Source organism: Nocardioides sp. Iso805N (assembly GCF_000364605.1).
Classification (GTDB): Bacteria; Actinomycetota; Actinomycetes; order Propionibacteriales; family Nocardioidaceae; genus Nocardioides.
Genome location: NZ_KB822576.1, coordinates 451,451 through 472,890 on the forward strand (window position 1 = coordinate 451,451; position 21,440 = coordinate 472,890).

Sequence of the window (21,440 nt, forward strand, 5' to 3'; positions counted from 1 at the left end):
GGGCAAATTCTGGGCGCCCCTTCGAGGATCAGACGAAGACCGCGGCCGGCTTCGCCCGAGCGGCACCGGCCGGCTCGTAGAGCGCCAAGAACTCCCCCTCGGGAGCGAACACAGCCGTCAGGTGCTCCAGCCCGAGCTTGAGGGGCCGCCCGTAGCGGACATCTTGGGCCTGCGCCTCGTCCAGGTCCAGCGAGGGGAAGGCGCGCCGGGCGGCCGCAGTGAGCGGAAGCACGGTGAAGTCTTCGGCGAGCTTCTCCAGCGTGTGCGCCACCTCGAGCCCGTAAGGCCCCACAGCCGTACGGCGCAGCGCGGTGAGGTGCCCGCCGACGCCCAGCGACTCGCCGACATCGCGGGCGATCGCCCGGATGTAGGTGCCGCTCGAGCAGCGCACCGAGATGTCGACGTCGACGTACAGCTCGCCACCGGGGCCGCCGCGATCGCGACGGATCCGGTGCACGACCAGCTCGTGCACCTTGACCGGGCGAGGCTTCAGCTCGACCTGCTCACCGTCGCGGACGCGCTGGTAGGCCCGCTTGCCGTCGACCTTGATCGCGCTGACGGCGCTGGGCACCTGCAGCAGATCGCCGACCTGCTCGGCGAAGGCGGCCCGCACCTGGTCCTGGTCGAGCGTCGCGGTGCTCCACATCCCGACGAACTCGCCCTCAGCGTCGTCCGTCGTCGTGGTGACACCGAGCCGGACGGTCGCGTCGTACCTCTTCTCGGTGAGCATGAGGTGGCCGAGCAGCCGGGTGGCCCTCTCGACCCCGACGATCAGGACACCTGTCGCCATCGGGTCCAGGGTGCCGGCGTGGCCGACCTTGCGGGTGCCGGCCAGCCGCCGGACACGCGCAACGACATCGTGCGACGTCATGCCGCCGGCCTTGTCGACGACGACGAGGCCGGACTCCGCGCTCACGGCTCCTGAGGAGGGCGCACAGCGCCCGGCTCGGAGGGCTCGTCCCGGTCCGCGTCATCGCGGTCCGAGTCATCCCAGTCGTCCTCGTCGAGGTCGTCGAGGTCGTCCTCGTCCCGCGGCTTCTTGTACGGATCCTCCTCGCCGGCGTAGGCGCTGCCGCGCGCGGCGGCGACGGCCTCGTCCTGGGCGCGGGCCTTGGCCAGCACCTCGTCGAGGTGGCGTGCGGTCTCCGGCAGCGCGTCGTGGATGAACTCGACGGTCGGCGCGTGCCGCATGCCGAGCTGCTTGGCGACCTCGGAGCGGATCAGCCCCTTGGCCGACTCCAACGCCGCGGCGGTCTCGGCCAGCTCGGCGGGGGTGTCCGCGCCGAGGACGGTGTAGAAGACCGTCGCCTGCTGGCTGTCGCCCGAGACCCTCACGTCGGTCACGGTCGTGAAGCCGAGCCGGGGGTCCTTGATCCGGCGCTCCAACATCTGGGCGACGATCACCTTGATGCGATCGGCGATCTTGCGCACGCGCGGGTTGGTCATGTCTCTTACTCTCTCATTCACCGAGTCGGGAGTTCTGCAGCACCGGTTCGGAAGTCACACCGCCGAGCCGCCAGAGAAACTGGCGACTCGGCGATGCGAAACTCCCGATTCGATGGCGTCAGCCGCGCGGGATCTCCACCATCTCGAACGCCTCGACGATGTCGCCGTCCTTGATGTCCTGGAAGTTGCGCAGCACCAGACCACACTCGAAGCCCTCGCGAACCTCGGCCGCGTCGTCCTTCTCCCGCTTGAGCGAGGCCAAGTCGAGGTTGTCGGCGATCGTCTTACCATCGCGGATGACCCGGACCTTGGCGTTGCGTCGGATCACGCCGCCGATGACCATACAACCGGCGATGTTGCCGACCTTGGAGCTGCGGAAGATCGCACGGATCTCCGCCTGGCCCAGGGTGCGCTCCTCGTACTCCGGCTTGAGCATGCCCTTGAGCGCAGCCTCGATCTCCTCGATGGCCTGGTAGATGACCGTGTAGTAACGGATCTCCACGCCCTCGCGGTCGGCCATCTCGGTCGCCTTGCCCTGCGGGCGGACGTTGAAGCCGATGATGATCGCGTCGGAGGCAGCAGCCAGGTCGACGTTGGTCTCGGTGATCGCACCGACACCGCGGTCGATGACGCGGATCGAGACCTCGTCGCCACCCACGTCGATCTTCGCCAGGGCGTCCTCGAGAGCCTCGACCGAACCGGACACGTCGCCCTTGAGGATGAGGTTGAGCTCCTGGCTCTCGCCCTTCTCCATGGAAGCCATGAAGTCCTCGAGCGTACGCCGCACGCGCCGCTTGGCCTGCATGGCCGCACGCTCGCGCGCCTCGCGCTTCTCGGCGATCTGACGGGCCATCCGGTCGTCCTCGACGACCAGGAAGGTCTGCCCCGCACCCGGGACCGCCGAGAGACCCAGCACCATCGCCGGGCGGGCCGGCGTGGCCTCGGTGAGCTCGTTGCCGTACTCGTCGAGCATCGCTCGGACACGACCGAAGGCCGGACCGGCGACGATCGAGTCGCCGACGCGCAGCGTGCCGCGCTGGACCAGCACCGTGGCCACCGGACCGCGACCGCGGTCGAGGTGGGCCTCGATGACCAGACCCTGGGCATCCTGCGTCGGGTTGGCCCGCAGGTCGAGCGAGGCGTCGGCCGTCAGGACGATCGCCTCGAGCAGCTTGTCAAGGTTGAGGTTCGACTTCGCGGAGACGTCGACGAACATCGCGTCGCCGCCGTACTCCTCGGGCACCAGGCCGTACTCGGTCAGCTGGCCACGGACCTTGGTCGGGTCCGCCTCCGGCTTGTCGATCTTGTTGACCGCGACCACGATCGGGACACCTGCGGCCTTGGCGTGGTTGAGCGCCTCGACCGTCTGCGGCATCACGCCGTCGTCGGCAGCGACCACGAGGACCGCGATGTCGGAGGACTGCGAGCCGCGGGCACGCATGGCGGTGAACGCCTCGTGACCCGGGGTGTCGATGAAGGTGATCTTGCGCTCGTTGCCGTCGACCTCGGTGGCCACCTGGTAGGCACCGATGTGCTGGGTGATGCCACCTGCCTCGCCCGCGACGACGTTGGCGTTGCGCAGCGCGTCGAGGAGCTTGGTCTTACCGTGGTCGACGTGACCCATGACGGTCACGACCGGCGGACGGACCGCCAGGTCGGACTCGTCGCCCTCGTCACCGAACTCGATGTCGAAGGACTCGAGCAGCTCGCGGTCCTCGTCCTCGGGCGAGACGACCTGGACGACGTAGTTGAGCTCCTCGCCGAGCAGCTCGAACGTCTCGTCGCCCACGGACTGGGTCGCCGTGACCATCTCGCCGAGGCTGAAGAGCATCTGGACGAGCTGAGCAGCGTCGACGTTGATCCGCTCGGCGAAGTCGGTCAGCGAGGCGCCACGCGGCAGGCGAACGGTCTCGCCGTTGCCCTTGCGGACGCGGATGCCGCCGATCGTCGGGGCCTCCATGGCCTCGAACTCCATGCGACGGGCACGCTTCGACTTGCGGCCACGACGCGAGGGACCTCCGGCTCGGCCGAACGCGCCCTGGGTCGAGCCGCGCTGGCCGGGACGGCCACCGCCGCCACCGGGGCGACCGCCACCGGCGGGACCACCGGCACCGGCACCGGCCGGCGCACCAAAGCGCCCACCGCCGCCGCCCGGAGCGCCACCGCGACCCGGCGCACCGCCGGGACGACCGGCACCGCCGCCGCCCTGACCCGGACGACCCGGAGCACCGGGACGGCCCGGAGCACCACCGGGACGGGCACCGAACGCGGCCGGCGACTTCGGCATCATCGCCGGGTTGGGACGCGGCATGCCCGGACGCGGAGCGGCGCCGCCACCCTCGCGGGCGGCTGCAGGACGCGGCGGGCGCTGGTCGCCCGGAGTGCCGCCGCCGGTCGGCGCACCGGCGCCACCGTCACGCGGACCCGGGGCGGAGCGACGACCCATGCCCTGGCTGGAGGAGAACGGGTTGTTGCCCGGACGCGGCGCGCCGGGCTTGCCGACCGGACGGGGTCCCGGCGACGGAGCCTTGGGCGACGGGGCCTTCGGCGCCGGTGCCGCCGGCGTGGCCGAGGCAGCCGGTGCGGCGGGCGCCGCCGGGGCAGGCTTGGGAGCCGCCGGCGCAGGCGCGGCTGCTGCCGGGGCCGGAGCCTCGGCGGCGGCACGCGGACCCGGCTTGGGGCCCGGGCGCGGTGCGGACGGAGCGGCGGGAGCTGCCGATGCGGGCTGCGCAGGAGCCGCGGCCTCAGGGGCTGCGGCAGCCGGGGCCGCCTTGGCAGCCTCGGCAGGCTTGTCCGCAACCTTCTCGGCGGGCTTCTCGGCCGGCTTGGCGGCAGGTGTCTGCTCAGCCTTCGCCGGCTTCTCCGGCGCCTGCTGGGCCTGAAGCTCGGCGGCGTAGGTCGCCTCGAACTTCTTCACCGCCGGCAGCTCGATGCTGGAGGAGGCAGTCTTGGCGAACTCGCCGATAGCGCTCAGCTTCTCCAGCGCGTCCTTGCTGGTGATGCCGTACTGCTTCGCGAGTTCGGAAACTCGGGTCTTGGCCACAATTCTCCTTCTGGCCTCAAGACCCGGGTCGGGTATTTCTCGAGACCGTTAGTGGTTGGTGCTGTGTGAACAGCGGAGGGGGCTCATCGCGAGATACTCATCGAGTGCTCATGAGCTTTTGCTCCAGTTCCTGGTCGTATCCATCACGGTCTTCGAGTCGAGGTACGTTCCCACGGCCGCCGCACTGATCCCGCCCTCGCACCGGAGTGCTCGGGCGAACGCCTTGCGCCGTACCGCGAGGTCGTAGCACTCGGTGCTGGGGTGCAGATGCGCCCCGCGACCGGGTGCGGTGGCTGTCGGATCAGGGAGGATGGCCTGGCGGCCGTCCACGAGACCCACGGTCACCCGCAACAACTCGCATTTGGCGGCCCGGCCCCGACAACCGACACAGGTCCGGACAGGTCCGGGGAGAGTCGAGTCGTCAGGGAGTGCCACCAAGGAGAAACTCTACCGCCTCGAGCCAGCCGTTACCGAACCGGGACCGACTCGGCCCCGGCTCGAGCACGTACTCAGCCCAGGCTCAGGCCCCGGTCGACTCCTCATCACTGCGGATGTCGATCCGCCAGCCGGTCAGGCGCGCGGCCAGGCGGGCGTTCTGGCCCTCCTTGCCGATCGCCAGCGACAGCTGATAGTCGGGTACGACGACGCGCGCCGACCTGGTGGCCGGATCGACGATCTCGACAGAGTTGACCCGCGCCGGAGAGAGCGCGCTGGCGATCATCGAGGCCGGGTCCTCAGACCAGTCGACGATGTCGATCTTCTCGCCGTGCAGCTCGGTCATGATCTGGCGCACGCGCTGACCCATCGGGCCGATGCAGGCGCCCTTGGCGTTGACGCCCGGGACCGCTGCGCGCACCGCGATCTTGGTGCGGTGCCCGGCCTCGCGGGCGATCGCCGCGATCTCGACGGAGCCGTCCGCAATCTCGGGGACCTCGAAGGCGAACAGCTTCTTGACCAGGTTCGGGTGGCTGCGCGAAAGCGTGATCTGCGGGCCCCGCATGCCCTTGCGCACGCTCATCACCAGGCACTTGATCCGGGTGCCGTGGTCGTAGCGCTCGCCCGGGACGCGCTCGCTGACCGGCAGCAGCGCCTCCAGCTTGCCGAGGTCGACCATCACGTCGTCGGGGTTGCGACCCTGCTGGATCACGCCCGAGATGATGTCGCCCTCCTTGCCGGAGAACTCACCGAACCTGACCTCGTCCTCGGCGTCGCGAAGCCGCTGCAGAACGATCTGCCGGGCGGTGGTCGCGGCGATGCGGCCGAAGCCCGCCGGGGTGTCGTCGTACTCGCCGATCTGGTTGCCCTCGTCGTCGAGCTCCGCGGCCAGCACACGCACGTGCCCGCTCTTGCGGTCCAGCTCGACTCGCGCCTTCTGCTGAGCGCCCGAAGTCTTGTGGTAGGCCGTCAGCAGGCCCTGCTCGATCGCCTCGACGAGCACGTCGAAGGAGATCTCCCGCTCGCGCTCCAGCATCCGCAGGATGCTCAGGTCGATGTCCATCAGTCGTCACTCTCGATCTTCTTGAATTCGATCTGCACCAGCGCCTTCGCGATGTCCGCGTAGCGCAGGGCGCGCGGGTCACCCTCCACGTCGAGGGTGACCTCCTCTTCGTCGGACGCGCCGATCCGGCCCGTCTCGACCTCCCCCTCGACCAGCGTCACCTTGACCAGGCGACCCTTGTTGCGGCGCCAGTGGCGCGGCAGGGTCAGCGGCCGGTCCACCCCGCGCGAGGTGACCTCGAGGGTGTAGGGCAACTCCCCCAGGACATCGGACTCGTCCAGGATGTCGTTGATCGCAGTCGTCGCATCGGCGACGTCGTCGAGGGTGACCCCACCGTCCTTGTCGACGGCGATTCGCAGCACGCGACGCTTGCCGGCCGGGGTGAGCTCGATCGCCTCGATGTCGAGGCTCAGGGCTCGCAGTCGGTCGGCGAGGGCGGCTTCAATTCGCGACTCCGTCGCGCCAGGTCCGCTCATGGGTCGTCCCTCCTGTGATCCTGTTGTGGGGTGCAGTTGTGAGGCATCACCCTACCGGGTCGAAGGGGGTGGAACCGATAAGGTCGGAGCGTGACGCCGCCGACTCCTGCCCTTTCCCGGCGGGCCACTCTAGGCCTGGCCGCGGCGCCGCTGGCGCTGTTCCTCACCGGTTGCTCCGGGGGCGAGGCGAAGGACCGGCTGGACGCGACGGCCGACCGGTTGCAGGCTCCACGCAGCACCCCACCGGCCCCGGCCAACCCCGACCAGCCGCTGGTCGACGAGGTCGTCACGGCCATCGCCGACCTGCGCGCGACGCTGCTACCGCATCGCTCGGAGGCATCGGTCATCGACGACCTCGTCCGGCTGCACGCCAGCCACCTCAGGTCCCTCGATGCCGCGTCGGCGCCGGGCACGCCCGCCACGCTCGGCTCCGGTGCCGTGCTCGAGCAGATCGATTCCCGGGAGCGGGCACTCAGCAGCCTGCTCGCCACCAAGGCCTCGACGGCGCACGACGGCGGGCTCGCCCGGCTGCTGGGCTCGATGAGCGCGGCGATCGCTCAGCGCACGACAGGCGGGCTGGCATGAGTGACGATGCCCTGATCGCGGTGCTGCGGACCGCACTGTCGGGCGAGCACGCCGCCGTCTACCTCTTCGCCGCCCTGAGCACCCGTACGACGCCCGGCGCGCTCGCCGGCTCGTTGCGCGGGGCCTACGACTTCCACCGTGCCGCCCGCGACATCCTGGCCGAGCGGTTGGCTGCTCTCGGCGACTCCGCTCCCCCGGGCGCCGCGCCGGCCTACGACCTGCCGGACGGGCTGGGCTCGGCGGCCGGAGTCAGCGCAGCCGCGCTCGCAGCCGAGCAGAGCTCCGCTGGAGGGTATGGCGACCTCGTGGCTGCCACCACGGGCTCCGACCGATCCCGGTCGATCGCATGGCTCAGCGCGACCGCAGTGCGTGAGTTGCACTTCGGCGGCACGCCGTCCGATCTGCCCGGCATCGCCTGATCGCTGCCGATCGCGGCTGCCTCGAAAACGAGGCTCGCGCGTCGGTTGGCCACGAGGAACTCCCGAGACGTCCCCCGGGGCCAACCGGCGCGCGAACACCTTGCAGGCCTGGACACGTGGGCCTGGCGGAGCTCCGGAGAATATGGAGTGTGGGGGATCAACGGCGCCCCGCATGCACAAGTCTGCAATGACGAGGGCCGACGCCGATAGAGCGCGGGTGCTTCACCTCTGTGCACTGCATAAAGTTGCAAATCACACGGCGGCCGTCCCAGCAGTCGTCGACAGCACGACGCCGGCACGACGACCGAGGTCGTCGTGCCGGCGTCGAAGGCCGGGATCGGTGGCGCGGGCTCGGTGGCGCGGGCTCGCTCAGCCCCTCACCAGGGCGGTGAGATGTGCGACCACGTCGCCGACCGCGACGTCGGTCTTCTCGCCGCTGCGACGGTCCTTGACCTCGATCACGCCATCGGCCAGTCCGCGACCGATGGTCACGATCGTCGGTACGCCGATCAGCTCGGCATCCTTGAACTTCACCCCGGGGCTGACCTTCTCGCGGTCGTCGAGCAGAACGTCGAGACCCTCGGCGCTGAGCTCGCCGGCCAGGCGTGCCGCGGTATCGAAGACGACCTGGTCCTTGCCCGTCGCGACCAGGTGCAGGTCGTAGGGCGCGATGTTGCGCGGCCAGCACAGCCCGATCTCGTCCAGCGTGCCCTCGGCAACCGCGGCCACCGCACGCGTCACGCCGACGCCGTAGGAGCCCATCGTGACCGTCTGGAGCTTGCCGTTGACATCCAGCACCTGGAGGCCGAGAGCCTCGGCGTACTTCTTGCCGAGCTGGAACACGTGGCCCATCTCGATGCCCTTCGCGGTCTCCAGGGTGCCCTCGGTGCAGTTGGGGCAGGCGTCGCCGTCGCGGACGTCGGCGGCCTCGATGGTGCCGTCGGGGGTGAAGTCCCGACCGGCGACCAGGTCCAGGACGTGCCTGCCGGGCTCGTTGGCCCCGGTCACCCAGGAGGTGCCGGTGACCACGCGCGGGTCGACCAGGTAGCGGACCCCGCTCCGGGACTCCTCACCGAGCGCTTCGGGACCGATGTAGCCCTTGACCAGCTCGGGGTGCTTGCGCAGCTCCTCGTCGGTCATCGGCGCGACCTCGATCGGCTCGAGCTGGCCCTCGAGACGCTTGGTGTCGACCTCGCGGTCGCCGGGCAGGCCGATGGCCAGCGGCTCGGTGGTGCCGTCCGGGTGCTTGAGCGTGAGCAGAACGTTCTTGAGCGTGTCGCCCGCGGCCCACGGCCGGTCGGAACGGGGGTGCTGCTCGTTGAGCAGCGCGACCAACGACTCGATGGTGGGTGTGGCGGGCGTGTCCTCCACGTGCGCGGCGGTCAGCCCCTCGACCGTCCCAGCCTCGGGCGTCCGGACCGCGACCGCCTCCACGTTGGCGGCGTAGTCGCAGTGGGTGCAGCGGACGTAGGTGTCCTCGCCGACATCGGCCTTGGCCAGGAACTCCTCCGACTTCGAGCCGCCCATCGCGCCGGCGGTCGCCTTCACGATCGCGTAGTCGAAGCCGAGCTGGTCGAAGATCCGGACGTAGGCGTTGCGGTGCGCCTGGTAGGAGGCCTCCAGGCCGGCCTCGTCGATGTCGAAGGAGTAGGAGTCCTTCATGGTGAACTCGCGGCCGCGCAGCAGACCGGCACGAGGACGCGCCTCGTCGCGGTACTTGGTCTGGATCTGGTAGAGGCTCAGCGGCAGGTCCTTGTAGGAGCTGTACATGTCCTTGACCAGGAGGGTGAACATCTCCTCGTGGGTCGGCCCGAGGAGGTAGTCGGCGTCCTTGCGATCCTTGAGTCGGAAGATGCCGTCGCCGTACTCGGTCCAGCGGTTGGTCGCCTCGTAGGGCTCGCGAGGCAGCAGCGCCGGGAACGACACCTCCTGCGCGCCGATGGAGTCCATCTCCGTGCGGATGATGTGCTCGACGTTGCGCAGCACCCGCAGCCCCAGAGGCAGCCAGGTGTAGATGCCCGGTGCGGCGCGCCGGATGTAGCCGGCGCGGATCAGGAGCTTGTGACTCGCGACCTCGGCTTCGGCCGGGTCCTCCCGCAGGGTCCGCAGGAACAGGGTCGACATCCGGGCCAGCATGGGCAGAAGGCTACTGTCGCCCGCACACCGGGCGCGAACCGGTTGCGCGGCGTGGACCGCGCAGAACCCGCCACCCTGACGCCGAGTCATCACTAGGGTGGGCTCCGAGGAGGAGAAGGGATGAGCCGCTTGGAGCAGGATGAGACATCCGCCCCCGCCATCGCGCGATCCGGGCTGTCCTGGCGACAGCGCGCCGAGCTGGTCCGCGGTGGTGCTGCCGAGCTGGCCGACGCGCCCGCCCAGGTGGGGCTCGCCCTGATGCGCGACCTCTTCGAGACCATCCTGCGCACCTCCTTCGACGGGGTGGTGCTGTGCGACCGGGTCAGCGGGGAGTACCTGGAGGTGAGCGACTCCTACTGTCGGCTCACCGGCTACACGCGCGCCGAGCTGCTCGGCCGCAGCTCGGCCGAGCTCGGTGTGGTGGATCCGTTGAGGATCCGGCAGATCGCCGAGGCCGACGCCTCGCTCGGGCACGAGGGGATGTACGAGAACACGATCGTCCGGCGCGACGGCCAGGAGCTGGTGGCCGAGTTCACCCACAGCTTCCTCAAGAACGGCTACACCCTCGTGATGGCGCGCGACGTCACCGCACGCAAGGCACGCGAGGCTTCGCTGCACCGGCTGGCGCTGATGGACGAGCTCACCGGAGTGCTGAACAGGCGCGGCTTCCGCACCGAGCTCGACGCGGCCCTCGATGTCGCACGGGCAGGACGCGGCGATCTGCACGTCCTCATCGCCGACGCGGACAACCTCAAGCAGTTCAACGACGACCTCGGACATGAGTACGGCGACCAGCTGCTCGCCACCACTGCCGTGACGCTGTGCGCCGCGACAGCTCCGCAGGGCGTGGTCGGCCGACTCGGCGGCGACGAGTTCGCTGCCTTCCTCCCCACGGGGTCGCGCGCTGACGCCGAGGCGATCGTGACGCGGATCCTCGCCGGACTACCGCAGCATCGGATCGGACCCCCGGACGACGCACGACCGGTCTCGGCGAGCATCGGCCTGGCCTCTGCCTCGGAAGTCGGCTACGAGGCCGACGGGCTGCTCTCGCTGGCCGACGCCCGGATGTATCACGCCAAGCGGCGCTGACCACTACCCCGGGCGGCCCGGAGCGCGCCGCGGATGAGCGGCAGCTGCAGGGGCAGCCGGCCGAACGCCACCGCCTGGACTCCGGGCTTGCCGCGCCTCCGTGCGTCGGCCGCCATCTTGAGGTTGCCGGGGAAGACGCCCACCAGGAGCGCCGCGCTGGCGTAGCCCGCCCAGCGGCGGGTGGCCGGGATGGCCAGGCCGGCCGCGCAGGCCAACTCCGCGACGCCGCTGGCCAGGATGATCTCGCGGTGTGCGGGCAGCTGGCGCGGCATCAACGGCTCGAACACCTCGGGCTTGACCAGATGGACGATGCCACTGACCGTGAAGGCGCCGAGGACCAGCTTGGCGTCGATCGGAAGACTCATGCTGCGACCCTAGCCAGGAGCCCGAAGCAGGCACATCGGTGGACCGTCCGCCAGCGTCGGTGTCAGAACATCACGGTCGCGAAGGTCGCGGTCTGGCGGAAGCCGACCCGCTCGTACGCCGCCCGCGCCGGCGTGTTCCACTCGTTCACGTACAGCGAGACGGCCGGGGCGATCTCTCGCCGTACGATCTCGGCGACCGCTGCCATGCCGCGCGTGGCCAGACCCTGGCCGCGGAGGTCGGGGACGACGTAGACGCCCTGGATCTGGGCCGCGTAGGGCGAGGCGCAGGCCACCTCGGCCTTGAACACCAGCCGGCCGTGCTCGAACCGCACGAACGACCAGCCGCGACTGATCAGCTGGAGCACGCGGGCTCGGTAGAGCTCTCCCCCACCACCGATCTCGGGCGAGACGCCTACCTCCTCGGTGTACATCGCCACACAGGCCGGATAGAGCTCGTCGAAGTCGGCACGGGTTGAGCGGCGCACCAGCGGGTCGGGCTCCACCACGGGCGGGCCGGTGAGGACCAGGTGCGGCTGCACCCACCGCTGCTCGCGCGGTCGGCCCCAGGAGGCTGCGACGGTGTCCCAGAAAGCCCGCACCGGCGCGGTCGGCCCGACGAGGGTGGAGACGGAACGGCCCCGCGTCAGCGCACGCTCGGCGAATGCGCGCGCATCCTCCTCGTTCGCCGCGATCGGGACGAGGTTGGCGCCGACGTGGCAGGCGGCGACCAGGTCGCCGCCGACCCAGCGACCCCACACCTCGCCCCCGAGCCACCGCGGCTCGAGGCTGGTGGTGCGGGCACGGTAATCGGCGAAGACGTTGACAACCGGATCCGTGGCGGTCAGCTCGAGGAACGCATCCAGATCGGCCGGTCCTAGCGGCCGGATCCCCTGACGCATGGTGAGCATGCGCCAGACTCTAGCGCCGAGCCGGGCGGGATCCTCGGGCCCCTCGCCTCAGGAGACGCTGACCTGCGCCGTGCCACCCTCGACAGGCTCCATGCCCTCGGCCAGGCGCATGGCCTCCTCGATCAGTGTCTCGACGATCTTGGACTCAGGCACGGTCTTGATCACCTCGCCCTTGACGAAGATCTGCCCCTTGCCGTTGCCGGACGCGACACCCAGGTCGGCCTCGCGGGCCTCGCCCGGTCCGTTCACGACGCAGCCCATCACGGCCACCCGCAGAGGGACCTCGAGGCCGTCGAGCCCCGCGGTGACCTGCTCGGCGAGGGTGTAGACGTCCACCTGGGCGCGGCCGCAGGAAGGGCACGAGACGATCTCCAGCCGCCGCGGACGCAGGTTGAGGGACTCCAGGATCTGGAGGCCGACCTTGACCTCCTCGACCGGCGGCGCGCTCAGCGAGACGCGGATCGTGTCGCCGATGCCCTTCGACAGCAACGCACCGAAGGCGGTGGCGGACTTGATCGTGCCCTGGAACGCCGGGCCTGCCTCGGTGACGCCGAGGTGCAGGGGCCAGTCGCCCCGCTCGGCGAGCAGCTCGTAGGCACGCACCATCACGACCGGGTCGTTGTGCTTGACCGAGATCTTGAAGTCACCGAAGCCGTGCTCCTCGAAGAGGCCCGCCTCCCACACGGCCGACTCGACCAGCGCCTCGGGAGTGGCCTTGCCGTACTTCTCCAGCAGCCGCTTGTCGAGCGAGCCGGCGTTGACCCCGATCCGGATCGAGGTGCCGTGGTCCTTGGCCGCCTGGGCGATCTGCTTGACCTGGTCGTCGAACTTGCGGATGTTGCCCGGGTTGACGCGCACGGCCGCGCAACCGGCCTCGATCGCGGCGAAGACGTAGTTGGGCTGGAAGTGGATGTCGGCGATCACCGGGATCTGGGAGTGCTGGGCGATCTCGGGCAGCGCGGCAGCGTCGTCGGCACTCGGGCAGGCGACGCGCACGATGTCACAGCCGGCAGCGGTCAGCTCGGCGATCTGCTGCAGGGTGCTGTTGACGTCGGAGGTCAGCGTGGTGGTCATCGACTGCACGGAGATCGGGTAGTCGCTGCCGACGCCGACCTTCCCGACCTTGATCTGACGGGTCTTGCGGCGCGGGGCGAGGACCGGCGCAGGCGCCTCGGGCATGCCCAGGGAAGTCATGTTCGCAGGCTATCCGTTCACTGAGTCAGGGGGTGAAGTGGCACGACGAGGTCGCCGACGATGAGGACGGCGCCCATCACCAGCAAGAAGCTGGCCACGACGTACGCGACCGGCAGCAGTTTGGCGGCGTCGACGTAGCCCGGGTCCGGGCGGCGGCGCAGGCGGGCGATGCCGCGACGGATCGCCTCCCACAGCGCCGAGGCGATGTGACCGCCGTCGAGCGGGAGCAGCGGGATGAAGTTGAACAGCCCGATGAACAGGTTGAAGCCGGCGACCAGCATGAGCAGCCCGGCGATCTTGTCCTCGAGCGGGAATCCCTTGGCCGAGATCTCCTCACCCGCGATCCGACCGCCGCCGACGATGCTGACCGGGCTGTCAGCCGCGCGCGCCTTGACCCCGACGATGGCCTCGGCGACGCCCCAGACCTTCACCGGCAGGTGCACCAGAGCGACCGCGGAGTCCCGCGTCATGGTGCCCATCTGGCGCAGCGTGTAGACCGGCCCGCCGTGGGTGACCTGGACGTGGCTGCGCGGGGAGACGCCGAGGAAGCCGACCTGCTTGAGCGCCTGGTCGCTGGGGTTGTCGCTACTGGGGCGCGCCTCGACGGTGGTGGTGGTCGTGCCCGTCATCGCAACGCCGTTGCGGGTGTAGCCGATGACGGCCTGACCGGCGAGGTTGCTGCGGATCAGACCCTGCAGCTGACTCCAGTCCCGGACCGGGGTGCCGTTGAACGAGGTGATCCGGTCTCCTTGCTGCAGACCGGCCTGGTACGCCGGAGTCACCGGGTCGGTGCCCTTGCAGGCGCGGCCCGACTCGGCGTACGGAACGACGCACGGGCTCACGCTCTCGATCACCGGCTTGCCGCTGTCGGGGACGACCTCGTGCGAGCCGTAGATGCCGAAGACACCGAGGAAGACGAAGAACGCGATCAGCAGGTTGACCGTCGGGCCACCCGCCATCACGATCACCTTCTTCCACCAGGCCAGCCGGTAGAAGAGCCGCGGGGCGTCCTCGGGCTGGATGGTCTCCCACTCGGCCGCGCGGGCGTCCGAGATCAGCTGGGTGAACATCCCGGTGTTGGAGCGGCGCACCAGCAGCGCGCCGGAAGCCTCGTCGACGACGGTGTCGCTGACCGCGCTGCCGTCGCCGACCGCACTGCCGTCCTCGAACTGGGCGGCTCCCGGCGGCAGCATCCCGACGATCTTCACGTAGCCGCCGAGCGGCACGCCCTTCACGCCGTACTCGGTCTCGCCCTTCTTCCGCGACCACACGGTCGGGCCGAAGCCGATGAAGTACTGCGTCACCTTCGCCCCGAACGCCTTCGCCGGGATCATGTGGCCGAGCTCGTGCAGTCCGATCGAGGCCAGGATCGCGGCCACGAAGAGGACGACCCCGAGGATGTAGAAGACGGCGGTCAACAGCGTTCCGTTCAGGCTGGGTGGATGAGGTCAGAGGCGGCGGCGCGCGCCCAGGCGTCGGCGGCCAGGACGTCGTCGACGGTGAGCGTCCCCTCCGAGGGTACGTCGCCATGCCCAGCAACGACCTTCTCGACGGTGTCCACGATGTCGGTGAACCGGATCCGGCCGTCGTGGAAGGCATCGACGCAGACCTCGTTGGCGGCGTTGTAGACCGCCGGGAACGTGCCGCCACGCTCGCCGACCTCACGTGCGAGGCGTACGGCGGGGAACGCCTCGTCGTCCAGCGGGAAGAACTCCCAGCTCGTCGGCTGCGTCCAGTCGACGGCGGGTGCCGTGTCCGGCACCCGATCGGGCCAGGCCAGGCCGAGCGCGATCGGCACCAGCATCGTGGGCGGCCCCGCCTGCACCAGCGTCGACCCGTCGGTGAACTCCACCATCGAGTGCACGTAGGACGTCGGATGAACGACCACGTCGATGCGGTCGAAGGGGATGCCGAAGAGCAGGTGCGCCTCGATCACCTCCAGGCCCTTGTTGACCAGCGTGGCCGAATTGGTGGTGACCACCCTGCCCATGTCCCAGGTGGGGTGCGCCAGCGCCTGAGCGGGCGTGACGTCATCGAGCTCGTCACGGGAGCGGCCGCGGAAGGGCCCGCCGCTGGCGGTGAGCACGAGCTTGCGGACCTCGCTCGGGGCACCGCCGCGCAGGCACTGCGCGATGGCCGAATGCTCGGAGTCCACGGGCACGATCTGTCCTGGCGCGGCGCGATCCAGGACGATCGGGCCGCCGATGATGAGCGACTCCTTGTTGGCCAGAGCGAGGGTGTTGCCGGCGTCCAGCGCCGCCAGGGTCGGACGCAGCCCGACGGCACCGGTGATGCCGTTGAGCACCACATCGGCCGGCCGGCCGGCCGCCTCGACACTCGCCTCCTCGCCCAGACCCGCGTACGCCGGCCCGAACTCAGCGACCTGTCGCTCGAACAGCTCACGGTTGCCCCCGCCTGCGGTCAGGCCGACCACACGGAACCGATCGGGGTTGCGGCGTACGAGCTCTAGAGCCTGGGTCCCGATGGAGCCGGTCGAACCGAGAATCACCACGTCGCGCACCCGACCATCCTCCCAGGCGCGGCGCCCCGTGTCCCCTTCGCCATGCCTAGGCTGGCGCCCATGGGCGAGTACGTCGACATCAACAGCCATCCCACCTGGGTCCACCGCCCCGACGGGTCCGGGGAGACCGTGCTCCTGCTTCACGGCGGGCTGAGCTGCAGCGACGAGTTCCTCGCCGCACTCGAGGAGCCGTTGGCCGCGCGGTATCGGGTGGCGGCGTTCGACCGGCGCGGTCACGGCTACACCCGCGACAGCGACGCACCCTTCCACTACGAGGCGATGGCGCAGGAGGTGATCGGCGTGATCGAGCATCTCGGTGGTCCGGTTCACCTGGTCGGTTGGAGCGACGGCGGGATCGCCGCGCTGCTCGCGAGCCTGGAGCGGCCCGATCTGATCGGCCGCCAGGTGCTGATCGGGACCAACTTCCACCACGACGGCATCGTCTGGGACGTCGACCTCTCCGATGACTCACCGGTGGGTCAGGCGACCGCGCAGGCCTACGCCGAGCGCTCGCCCGACGGTCCCGAGCACCTGGCCGTGGTCACCGCCAAGTTCGACCGGATGGCGCACACCGAGCCGACCCTGACGTCGGCGGACCTCCGCCCGGTCATGACGCCGACCCTGGTGCTGGCCGGGGACGACGACATGGTGCGACTCGACCACACCGTCGCGCTCTTCGAGGCGTTGCCGGCCGGTCAGCTCGCCGTCGTGCCGGGTGCCTCGCACGCCCTCCCGGTGGAGAAGCCGGCGCTGGTGGCCGAGCTGATCCTCGACTTCCTGAGCGGCCCGGTGCCGCCTCGGACCTTCCTGCCGGTACGGCGGGCTGCCGGTCTACGCAGCTGACGCGGTCTGACCGAAACCTGTGCGCACGCCAGTCGGGCGCCCTATCGTCCGCAACATGCTGCGCGCTGTGATGGCTGTCTGCCTCGGGTTGACCCTCGCGCTCGGGCTCACCGTCGGCGCTGTCGAGATTGCCGATACGCCTGCCGGCGCGGTCGAGCCGGTCGCCTTCGACGTCCCAGCGACACCATCGGGTGATGTCTTGGCCACGGCAAGTGCGCCACCCGCTACCGCCCCCTTCCTGCGGGTGACGATCCTGGGCATCGGCCCGGCTCCCGTCCCGAACACCGGCGGGACCGTGAGCCTGCCCTTCGCCACGTGGGGATTCAGCGGGGCTCAGACCTTCACCCTGTCGACGTGCACGACGGAGGTCGTGTCAAGCTGCACCTCGTTGGCCAACGCCGACCGCACGATCATCCAGACGGCTCCGTTCAGCGCGAGCATCGACGCGCCGAGCGAGGCATTCACGTGGCCGGAGCAGCAGGTCACCGTATCGGCACACAACGAGGGTGGCGGTGTCGCGGTCGCTCGTGTCTCAGGCGGCATCGACTATGCGGTCGGCCCCAACGCAACCGACCTCAACCAGCGGCTGACGAACGACGCGCCGACCGTCCTGGATCTCAGCAACGTCGTCCCACCGGCCGTCGGAAGCGCTGTCTCTGTCAAGCGTTGCAGCGCCTACGCTTCTGACTACCGGCCGCGCGACTACATCCCGGTCGCCTGCGAGGCACCGTCTGCCCGCGCCGCTATCGACTTCATCTCCAAGGTCACCGCCTATACGACCTCGATGATGCCCACCGGGTCGCCGCTGCCGTCCTTCCTCGTGACGGATCCGGCCCTGGCCGCCCACGCGGACGGCAGCGAGACCGTGACGGACCTCGGCCCCATCTCCCCATCTTTTCCGTTCCAGGTCTCCTGGCGCATCCAGGACGCGGCGGGCAACACGGTCGTCGGTCCGGTGAGCGCGGCCGCGAACGTCAGCCGGGGACTCGCCGACATCACGATCGACCCGTCCGCCGAGCCGGGCGGCGCGATGCTCGACGGTACGTACACGCTCGTCGTCACCAACACGGTTTCGACGCCGGCCGGGATGCGATCCGCGTCGACGACCCGACCCCTCGCACTTGTGCGCAACCCGCCCCGTCCACCGGCGCCGGGGGCGACGACCGTGGGGGGCGACGTGTGGCGGATGAGCGGTACTTACGACCCTGCCAGCGCGCGATGGCGTGTTCCGGCCATCGGCGACGTTTCCGACGTCGCCACCGTCTCCATGTACGACGCCGGCGGTCACCTCGTCGACGCAGACGTGCCCGTGGCGGCAACCTGCGGCGAACAGCCGTGCAGCAGCACAGACTCCGACGCCTACTTCCCGCTCTGGTGGGATTGGACCGACTCCGACGGGCACATCGTCGGGCCTGGCGTCTACCGCGCCGTGGCGTCGATCCCGGACCGGTGGGGTCGGCCCGTCGTCGTACCTCTGGGCACGGTCCGGAGCTACTGGCCCGACCTCGCACAGCGATCGTTCAGCGTGAGGCTCGCGCACGCCAAGAAGGTCACGCGACACTGGCGTAGCTACGACATCACGGTCCCGAAGGTCGCGATGATCCGGCCGACTACCCTCGACCTGCACGTGAACGTCTCCGTGGCCCATGTGCCCGCGCGGAAGTTCCGCCACGGCAAGGTGCCCGCACCGGGATACTCCGCACGGTTCCGGATCCCTGGACTGACCGACTGGCGGCGTATCCATGCGTTCGCACCGAGCAGCGTCTTCGGCGGCGTGATCGAGGTGCCCTTCGATGTAGGCGCGGCCTCGATCTCCGGGCGCACGGTCCAGGTGCAGGTCAAGGGACCCAGCTCGAAGGTGAGGGTTCACGGCGTGGGCGGGGAGCTCGGCTACTGGTTCTGGTCGCTCGGCTGACGCACGCCGACCGAATCCGCGGCACACACCCCCTTCAAGCGACGGATCCCGTCGCCTAGGCTTGGCCTCATGCCCATGACCGGTGGCCTCGGCCTCCTGTTGCAGGGCTCCGGCAGCGCCCGCCAAGTCTCGAGGGCGGTCGGTCGCCTGACCGGAACCACATCCCCGATCTACCCGCACAACCAATCCCGCGTGAGAAAGCGACGAAGATGACGCAGACACCGGCCTACCAGGTCACCGATCCCGCTACAGGTGAGGTCGTGGAGAAGTTCCCGTTCGCGACCGATGCCGAGGTCGAGCAGGCCGTGGCCGGCGCGACCGCCGCCTACGAGGAGTGGCGCAAGCGTCCGGTCGAGGAGCGCGCGGCGATCGTGAAGCGGATCGCCGAGCTCTTCACCGAGCGCGCCGAGGAGCTGGGCAACCTCATCACCACCGAGATGGGCAAGCGTCCCAGCTCCGCCAAGGGTGAGGCCGAGTTCTGCACCGACATCTTCGGCTACTACGCCGACAACGGCGCCACCCTGCTCGCCGACAAGCCGCTCCCGGGCCACGACGACGCCCGTATCCAGTACCTGCCGGTCGGCCCGATCGTCGGCGTGATGCCGTGGAACTACCCCTACTACCAGGTGGCCCGGTTCGCGGCGCCGAACCTCATCGCGGGCAACGTCGTGCTGCTCAAGCATGCCGAGAACTGCCCGACCTCCGCGCTGGCGATCGCCCAGATCATGACGGACGCCGGCGTGCCCGAGGGGGTCTACACCAACCTGTTCGCCACCCACGAGCAGATCGCCTCGCTGATCGCCGACAAGCGGGTCCACGGCGTCTCGCTGACCGGCTCGGAGCGGGCGGGCACCGCTGTCGCTGAGCAGGCCGGACGCAACCTGAAGAAGGTCGTCCTCGAGCTCGGTGGCTCCGACCCCTACATCATCCTGGACACCGCCGACGTGGAGTCGGCCGCCGAGACCGCGTGGGCGACCCGGATGGAGAACGTGGGCCAGGCCTGCAACTCCAACAAGCGGATGATCGTGATGAGCGACGTGTACGACGACTTCGTCAGCGCGCTCACGAAGCGCGCCAGCGCGATGCAGCCGCGGACCGCGGGGGCTGACGGCGACGACCTCTACTCCCCGATGGTCTCCCGCAAGGCGGCCGAGGGCCTCCACGCACAGATCCAGGACGCCGTCGACAAGGGCGCGACCCTGCACGCAGGCGGCACTCTTGGTGACGGTGCGTACTTCGCGCCCGCCGTGCTCACCGGCGTCACCCCCGAGATGCGGGCCTACTCCGAGGAGCTCTTCGGACCGGTGGCGGTCGTCTACAAGGTCGAGGACGACGAGCAGGCGGTCGAGCTGGCCAACGCCGTCGAGTTCGGCCTCGGCGGCGCGGTGTGGAGCACGGACGAGGAGCGGGCCGTGAAGGTCGCCCGCCAGCTCGAGGTCGGCATGGCCAACGTGAACACGCCGGCCGGCGAGGGCGCCGACCTGCCCTTCGGCGGCACCAAGCGCTCCGGCTTCGGCCGCGAGCTCGGCCCGCTCGGCATCGACGAGTTCGTCAACAAGCGGCTCTTCTACGTGCAGAAGTGACGTAGCCGGACCGGCACACCTGCGGCAACACCGAACGCCGCCCCGCACGATGTGCGGGGCGGCGTCGGCGTTCTGCCGGCCCGGGTCCGAGGGGCCGTCCTCAGAGTTCCTTGGTCCCCCACGGGCTGCCGTAGGCGTTGAGCAGATCGAGGAACGGCAACGCGTCGAACGCCTCCGGGCCGAGCACCCCGGTGCCCTCCCACACGCCGGTGGCGAGCAGCTCCAGCGCCACCACCGGGCAGATCGCCGTCTGCCAGACGACGCACTGGTGGCCGTACTCCTCCATCGACCACTCGTTGTCGACGACGTGGTAGAGGTACGTCGAGCGCGGTGCGCCCTCCTTGTCCTTACCGGTGACCCAGAGGCCGGCGCAGGTCTTGCCGCGCATCTGCGGCCCCAGCTTGGCCGGGTTCGGAAGCAGCGCCGCGACGACGTCACGCGGGCTGACCTCGACCTCCCCGGCACTCGAGCGGACAGCGACCGGCTCGGTCCTGTCCAGGCCGAGCTTGGAGAGGGTCTTGAGCACCTCGATGAACTCGTCGCCGAGGCCGTACTTGAAGGTCACCTTCTTGGCGTTGACGAAGCGCGGCATGAGGAGGACCTCCTCGTGCTCGACGTTGACGCACTCCACCGGGCCGATGCCCTCGGGGAAGTCGAAGACCTCGGGGTCGGAGAAGGGCGAGGTCGTGTGCCAGGTGCCGTTCTCCCAGACCACCGGCGGGTTGAGGCACTCCTCGATCGTGGTCCAGATGGAGAACGACGGCGCGAACTCGTAGCCCTCGACAGTGATGTTGGAGCCGTCGCGGACGCCGAGCTCGTCGATCTCACTGAAGAGGTGGTCGGACGCGTAGCGGGCGAAGACGTCGGCCAGGCCAGGCTCGACACCCATCCCGACCAGCGCCAGCCGGCCGTTCGCCTGCCACAGGTGGTGCTGGGCGAACTGCTGATCGCCGAGCATCACGCCGGTCTTGGAGTAGGGCTCCTGCGGGTGCCGCTGGGAGAGCGACATCGCCATGTCGAGGTAGTCGGCGCCGACGATCCGTGCGGCCTCGAAGACCGGCATCACGAAGCGGGGGTCGACGGCGTTCATCACATGGGTGATGCGGTGCTCCTGCGCGATCGCGACGAGCGCCTCCACGTCGCCGGCATCCGCGGTCGCCCAGGTGAAGCGGGAGTCGACCGAGGCGGCCTTCTCCGCGCTCTCGGCGTCGTAGTCGACGATCAGGAGGGTCTCGTAGAAGTCACGGCGGGCGGCGATCGACGCGAACGCCGCCCCGACGCCACCGGCACCCACGAGAAGGATGCGCATCGGGGCAGGTTTGTGCTGGGGCTTGGCCATACCGGACTCTAACCCGATGTACGAAGCGCTCGCTACATTCTCGTCACGAAAGTTTGCTAGCCTGCGACGGATTCCGTCGT

The 21,440-nt window shown here is 69.9% G+C and carries 19 protein-coding genes; 6 read left to right on the forward strand and 13 right to left on the reverse strand.

Annotated features, from left to right (window positions below):
• Positions 1-28 precede the first annotated feature (28 nt).
• The 6 genes from truB to rimP form a co-directional block, all read right to left on the reverse strand.
• A complete protein-coding gene (gene truB, locus H036_RS0106470; RefSeq protein WP_017933971.1) occupies positions 29-916 on the reverse strand; it encodes a tRNA pseudouridine(55) synthase TruB in 888 nt (295 codons plus the stop codon).
• Complete coding sequence (gene rbfA / locus H036_RS0106475; protein WP_017933972.1) at positions 913-1,446, reverse strand: 30S ribosome-binding factor RbfA; 534 nt, start codon at positions 1,444-1,446, stop codon at positions 913-915. Before rbfA ends, truB begins: the two co-directional genes overlap by 4 nt.
• Before the next feature lie 118 nt (positions 1,447-1,564).
• A complete protein-coding gene (infB, locus tag H036_RS0106480; protein ID WP_017933973.1) occupies positions 1,565-4,489 on the reverse strand; it encodes a translation initiation factor IF-2 in 2,925 nt (974 codons plus the stop codon).
• Positions 4,490-4,597: 108 nt separating this feature from the next.
• Complete coding sequence (locus H036_RS24810; protein ID WP_081615466.1) at positions 4,598-4,924, reverse strand: YlxR family protein; 327 nt, start codon at positions 4,922-4,924, stop codon at positions 4,598-4,600.
• 85 nt (positions 4,925-5,009) lie between these two features.
• Positions 5,010-5,987: a transcription termination factor NusA gene (gene nusA, locus H036_RS0106485; RefSeq protein WP_017933974.1), complete on the reverse strand. Its 978-nt coding sequence runs from the start codon at positions 5,985-5,987 to the stop codon at positions 5,010-5,012.
• On the reverse strand, positions 5,987-6,463 hold the full coding sequence (gene rimP / locus H036_RS0106490; RefSeq protein WP_017933975.1) for a ribosome maturation factor RimP: 477 nt from the start codon (positions 6,461-6,463) through the stop codon (positions 5,987-5,989). Before rimP ends, nusA begins: the two co-directional genes overlap by 1 nt.
• A 90-nt stretch (positions 6,464-6,553) precedes the next feature.
• On the opposite strand from rimP, the gene H036_RS0106495 reads away from it, so the two are divergent.
• Entirely contained in the window at positions 6,554-7,048 is a 495-nt protein-coding gene (locus H036_RS0106495; protein WP_017933976.1) for a hypothetical protein, read from the forward strand.
• Complete coding sequence (locus H036_RS24260) at positions 7,045-7,467, forward strand: DUF4439 domain-containing protein (protein WP_017933977.1); 423 nt, start codon at positions 7,045-7,047, stop codon at positions 7,465-7,467. Before H036_RS0106495 ends, H036_RS24260 begins: the two co-directional genes overlap by 4 nt.
• A gap of 369 nt (positions 7,468-7,836) precedes the next feature.
• Here the strand turns inward: H036_RS24260 and H036_RS0106505 are convergent, their stop codons facing one another.
• Complete coding sequence (locus H036_RS0106505; RefSeq protein ID WP_017933978.1) at positions 7,837-9,603, reverse strand: proline--tRNA ligase; 1,767 nt, start codon at positions 9,601-9,603, stop codon at positions 7,837-7,839.
• 120 nt (positions 9,604-9,723) lie between these two features.
• Here H036_RS0106505 and H036_RS0106510 point away from each other — a divergent pair, with 120 nt between their 5' ends.
• The gene (locus H036_RS0106510) at positions 9,724-10,692 is read left to right on the forward strand and encodes a sensor domain-containing diguanylate cyclase (protein ID WP_017933979.1); all 969 of its coding nucleotides are present in this window, start codon (positions 9,724-9,726) and stop codon (positions 10,690-10,692) included.
• On the opposite strand, the gene H036_RS0106515 is transcribed toward H036_RS0106510, so the two are convergent.
• The 5 genes from H036_RS0106515 to H036_RS0106535 form a co-directional block, all read right to left on the reverse strand.
• Positions 10,674-11,057 (reverse strand): DoxX family protein, encoded by a 384-nt coding sequence (locus H036_RS0106515; protein WP_017933980.1) that lies wholly within the window; start codon positions 11,055-11,057, stop codon positions 10,674-10,676. The two genes, H036_RS0106510 and H036_RS0106515, sit on opposite strands and share 19 nt — an antisense overlap.
• A 62-nt stretch (positions 11,058-11,119) precedes the next feature.
• A complete protein-coding gene (locus tag H036_RS0106520) occupies positions 11,120-11,965 on the reverse strand; it encodes a GNAT family N-acetyltransferase (protein WP_017933981.1) in 846 nt (281 codons plus the stop codon).
• A 48-nt stretch (positions 11,966-12,013) separates the two neighbouring features.
• Positions 12,014-13,159: a flavodoxin-dependent (E)-4-hydroxy-3-methylbut-2-enyl-diphosphate synthase gene (gene ispG / locus H036_RS0106525; RefSeq protein ID WP_036487526.1), complete on the reverse strand. Its 1,146-nt coding sequence runs from the start codon at positions 13,157-13,159 to the stop codon at positions 12,014-12,016.
• Between the two features lie 17 nt (positions 13,160-13,176).
• Complete coding sequence (locus tag H036_RS0106530; RefSeq protein ID WP_017933983.1) at positions 13,177-14,577, reverse strand: M50 family metallopeptidase; 1,401 nt, start codon at positions 14,575-14,577, stop codon at positions 13,177-13,179.
• An 11-nt stretch (positions 14,578-14,588) separates the two neighbouring features.
• Positions 14,589-15,680, reverse strand: coding sequence for a 1-deoxy-D-xylulose-5-phosphate reductoisomerase (locus H036_RS0106535; RefSeq protein WP_017933984.1), 1,092 nt, complete (start codon positions 15,678-15,680; stop codon positions 14,589-14,591).
• Between the two features lie 60 nt (positions 15,681-15,740).
• Here H036_RS0106535 and H036_RS0106540 point away from each other — a divergent pair, with 60 nt between their 5' ends.
• From H036_RS0106540 to H036_RS0106550, 3 genes are all read left to right on the forward strand, one after another.
• Positions 15,741-16,523, forward strand: a complete 783-nt coding sequence (locus tag H036_RS0106540) for an alpha/beta fold hydrolase (RefSeq protein ID WP_017933985.1) — start codon at positions 15,741-15,743, stop codon at positions 16,521-16,523.
• Positions 16,524-16,578: 55 nt separating this feature from the next.
• Positions 16,579-18,438 carry a hypothetical protein gene (locus H036_RS0106545; RefSeq protein ID WP_020485877.1) on the forward strand — a complete coding sequence of 620 codons (1,860 nt, stop codon included), beginning with the start codon at positions 16,579-16,581 and terminating at the stop codon, positions 18,436-18,438.
• 209 nt (positions 18,439-18,647) lie between these two features.
• Entirely contained in the window at positions 18,648-20,021 is a 1,374-nt protein-coding gene (locus H036_RS0106550) for an NAD-dependent succinate-semialdehyde dehydrogenase (RefSeq protein ID WP_017933986.1), read from the forward strand.
• Between the two features lie 100 nt (positions 20,022-20,121).
• On the opposite strand, the gene H036_RS0106555 is transcribed toward H036_RS0106550, so the two are convergent.
• On the reverse strand, positions 20,122-21,330 hold the full coding sequence (locus H036_RS0106555) for a saccharopine dehydrogenase family protein (protein ID WP_017933987.1): 1,209 nt from the start codon (positions 21,328-21,330) through the stop codon (positions 20,122-20,124).
• Positions 21,331-21,440: the final 110 nt, after the last annotated feature.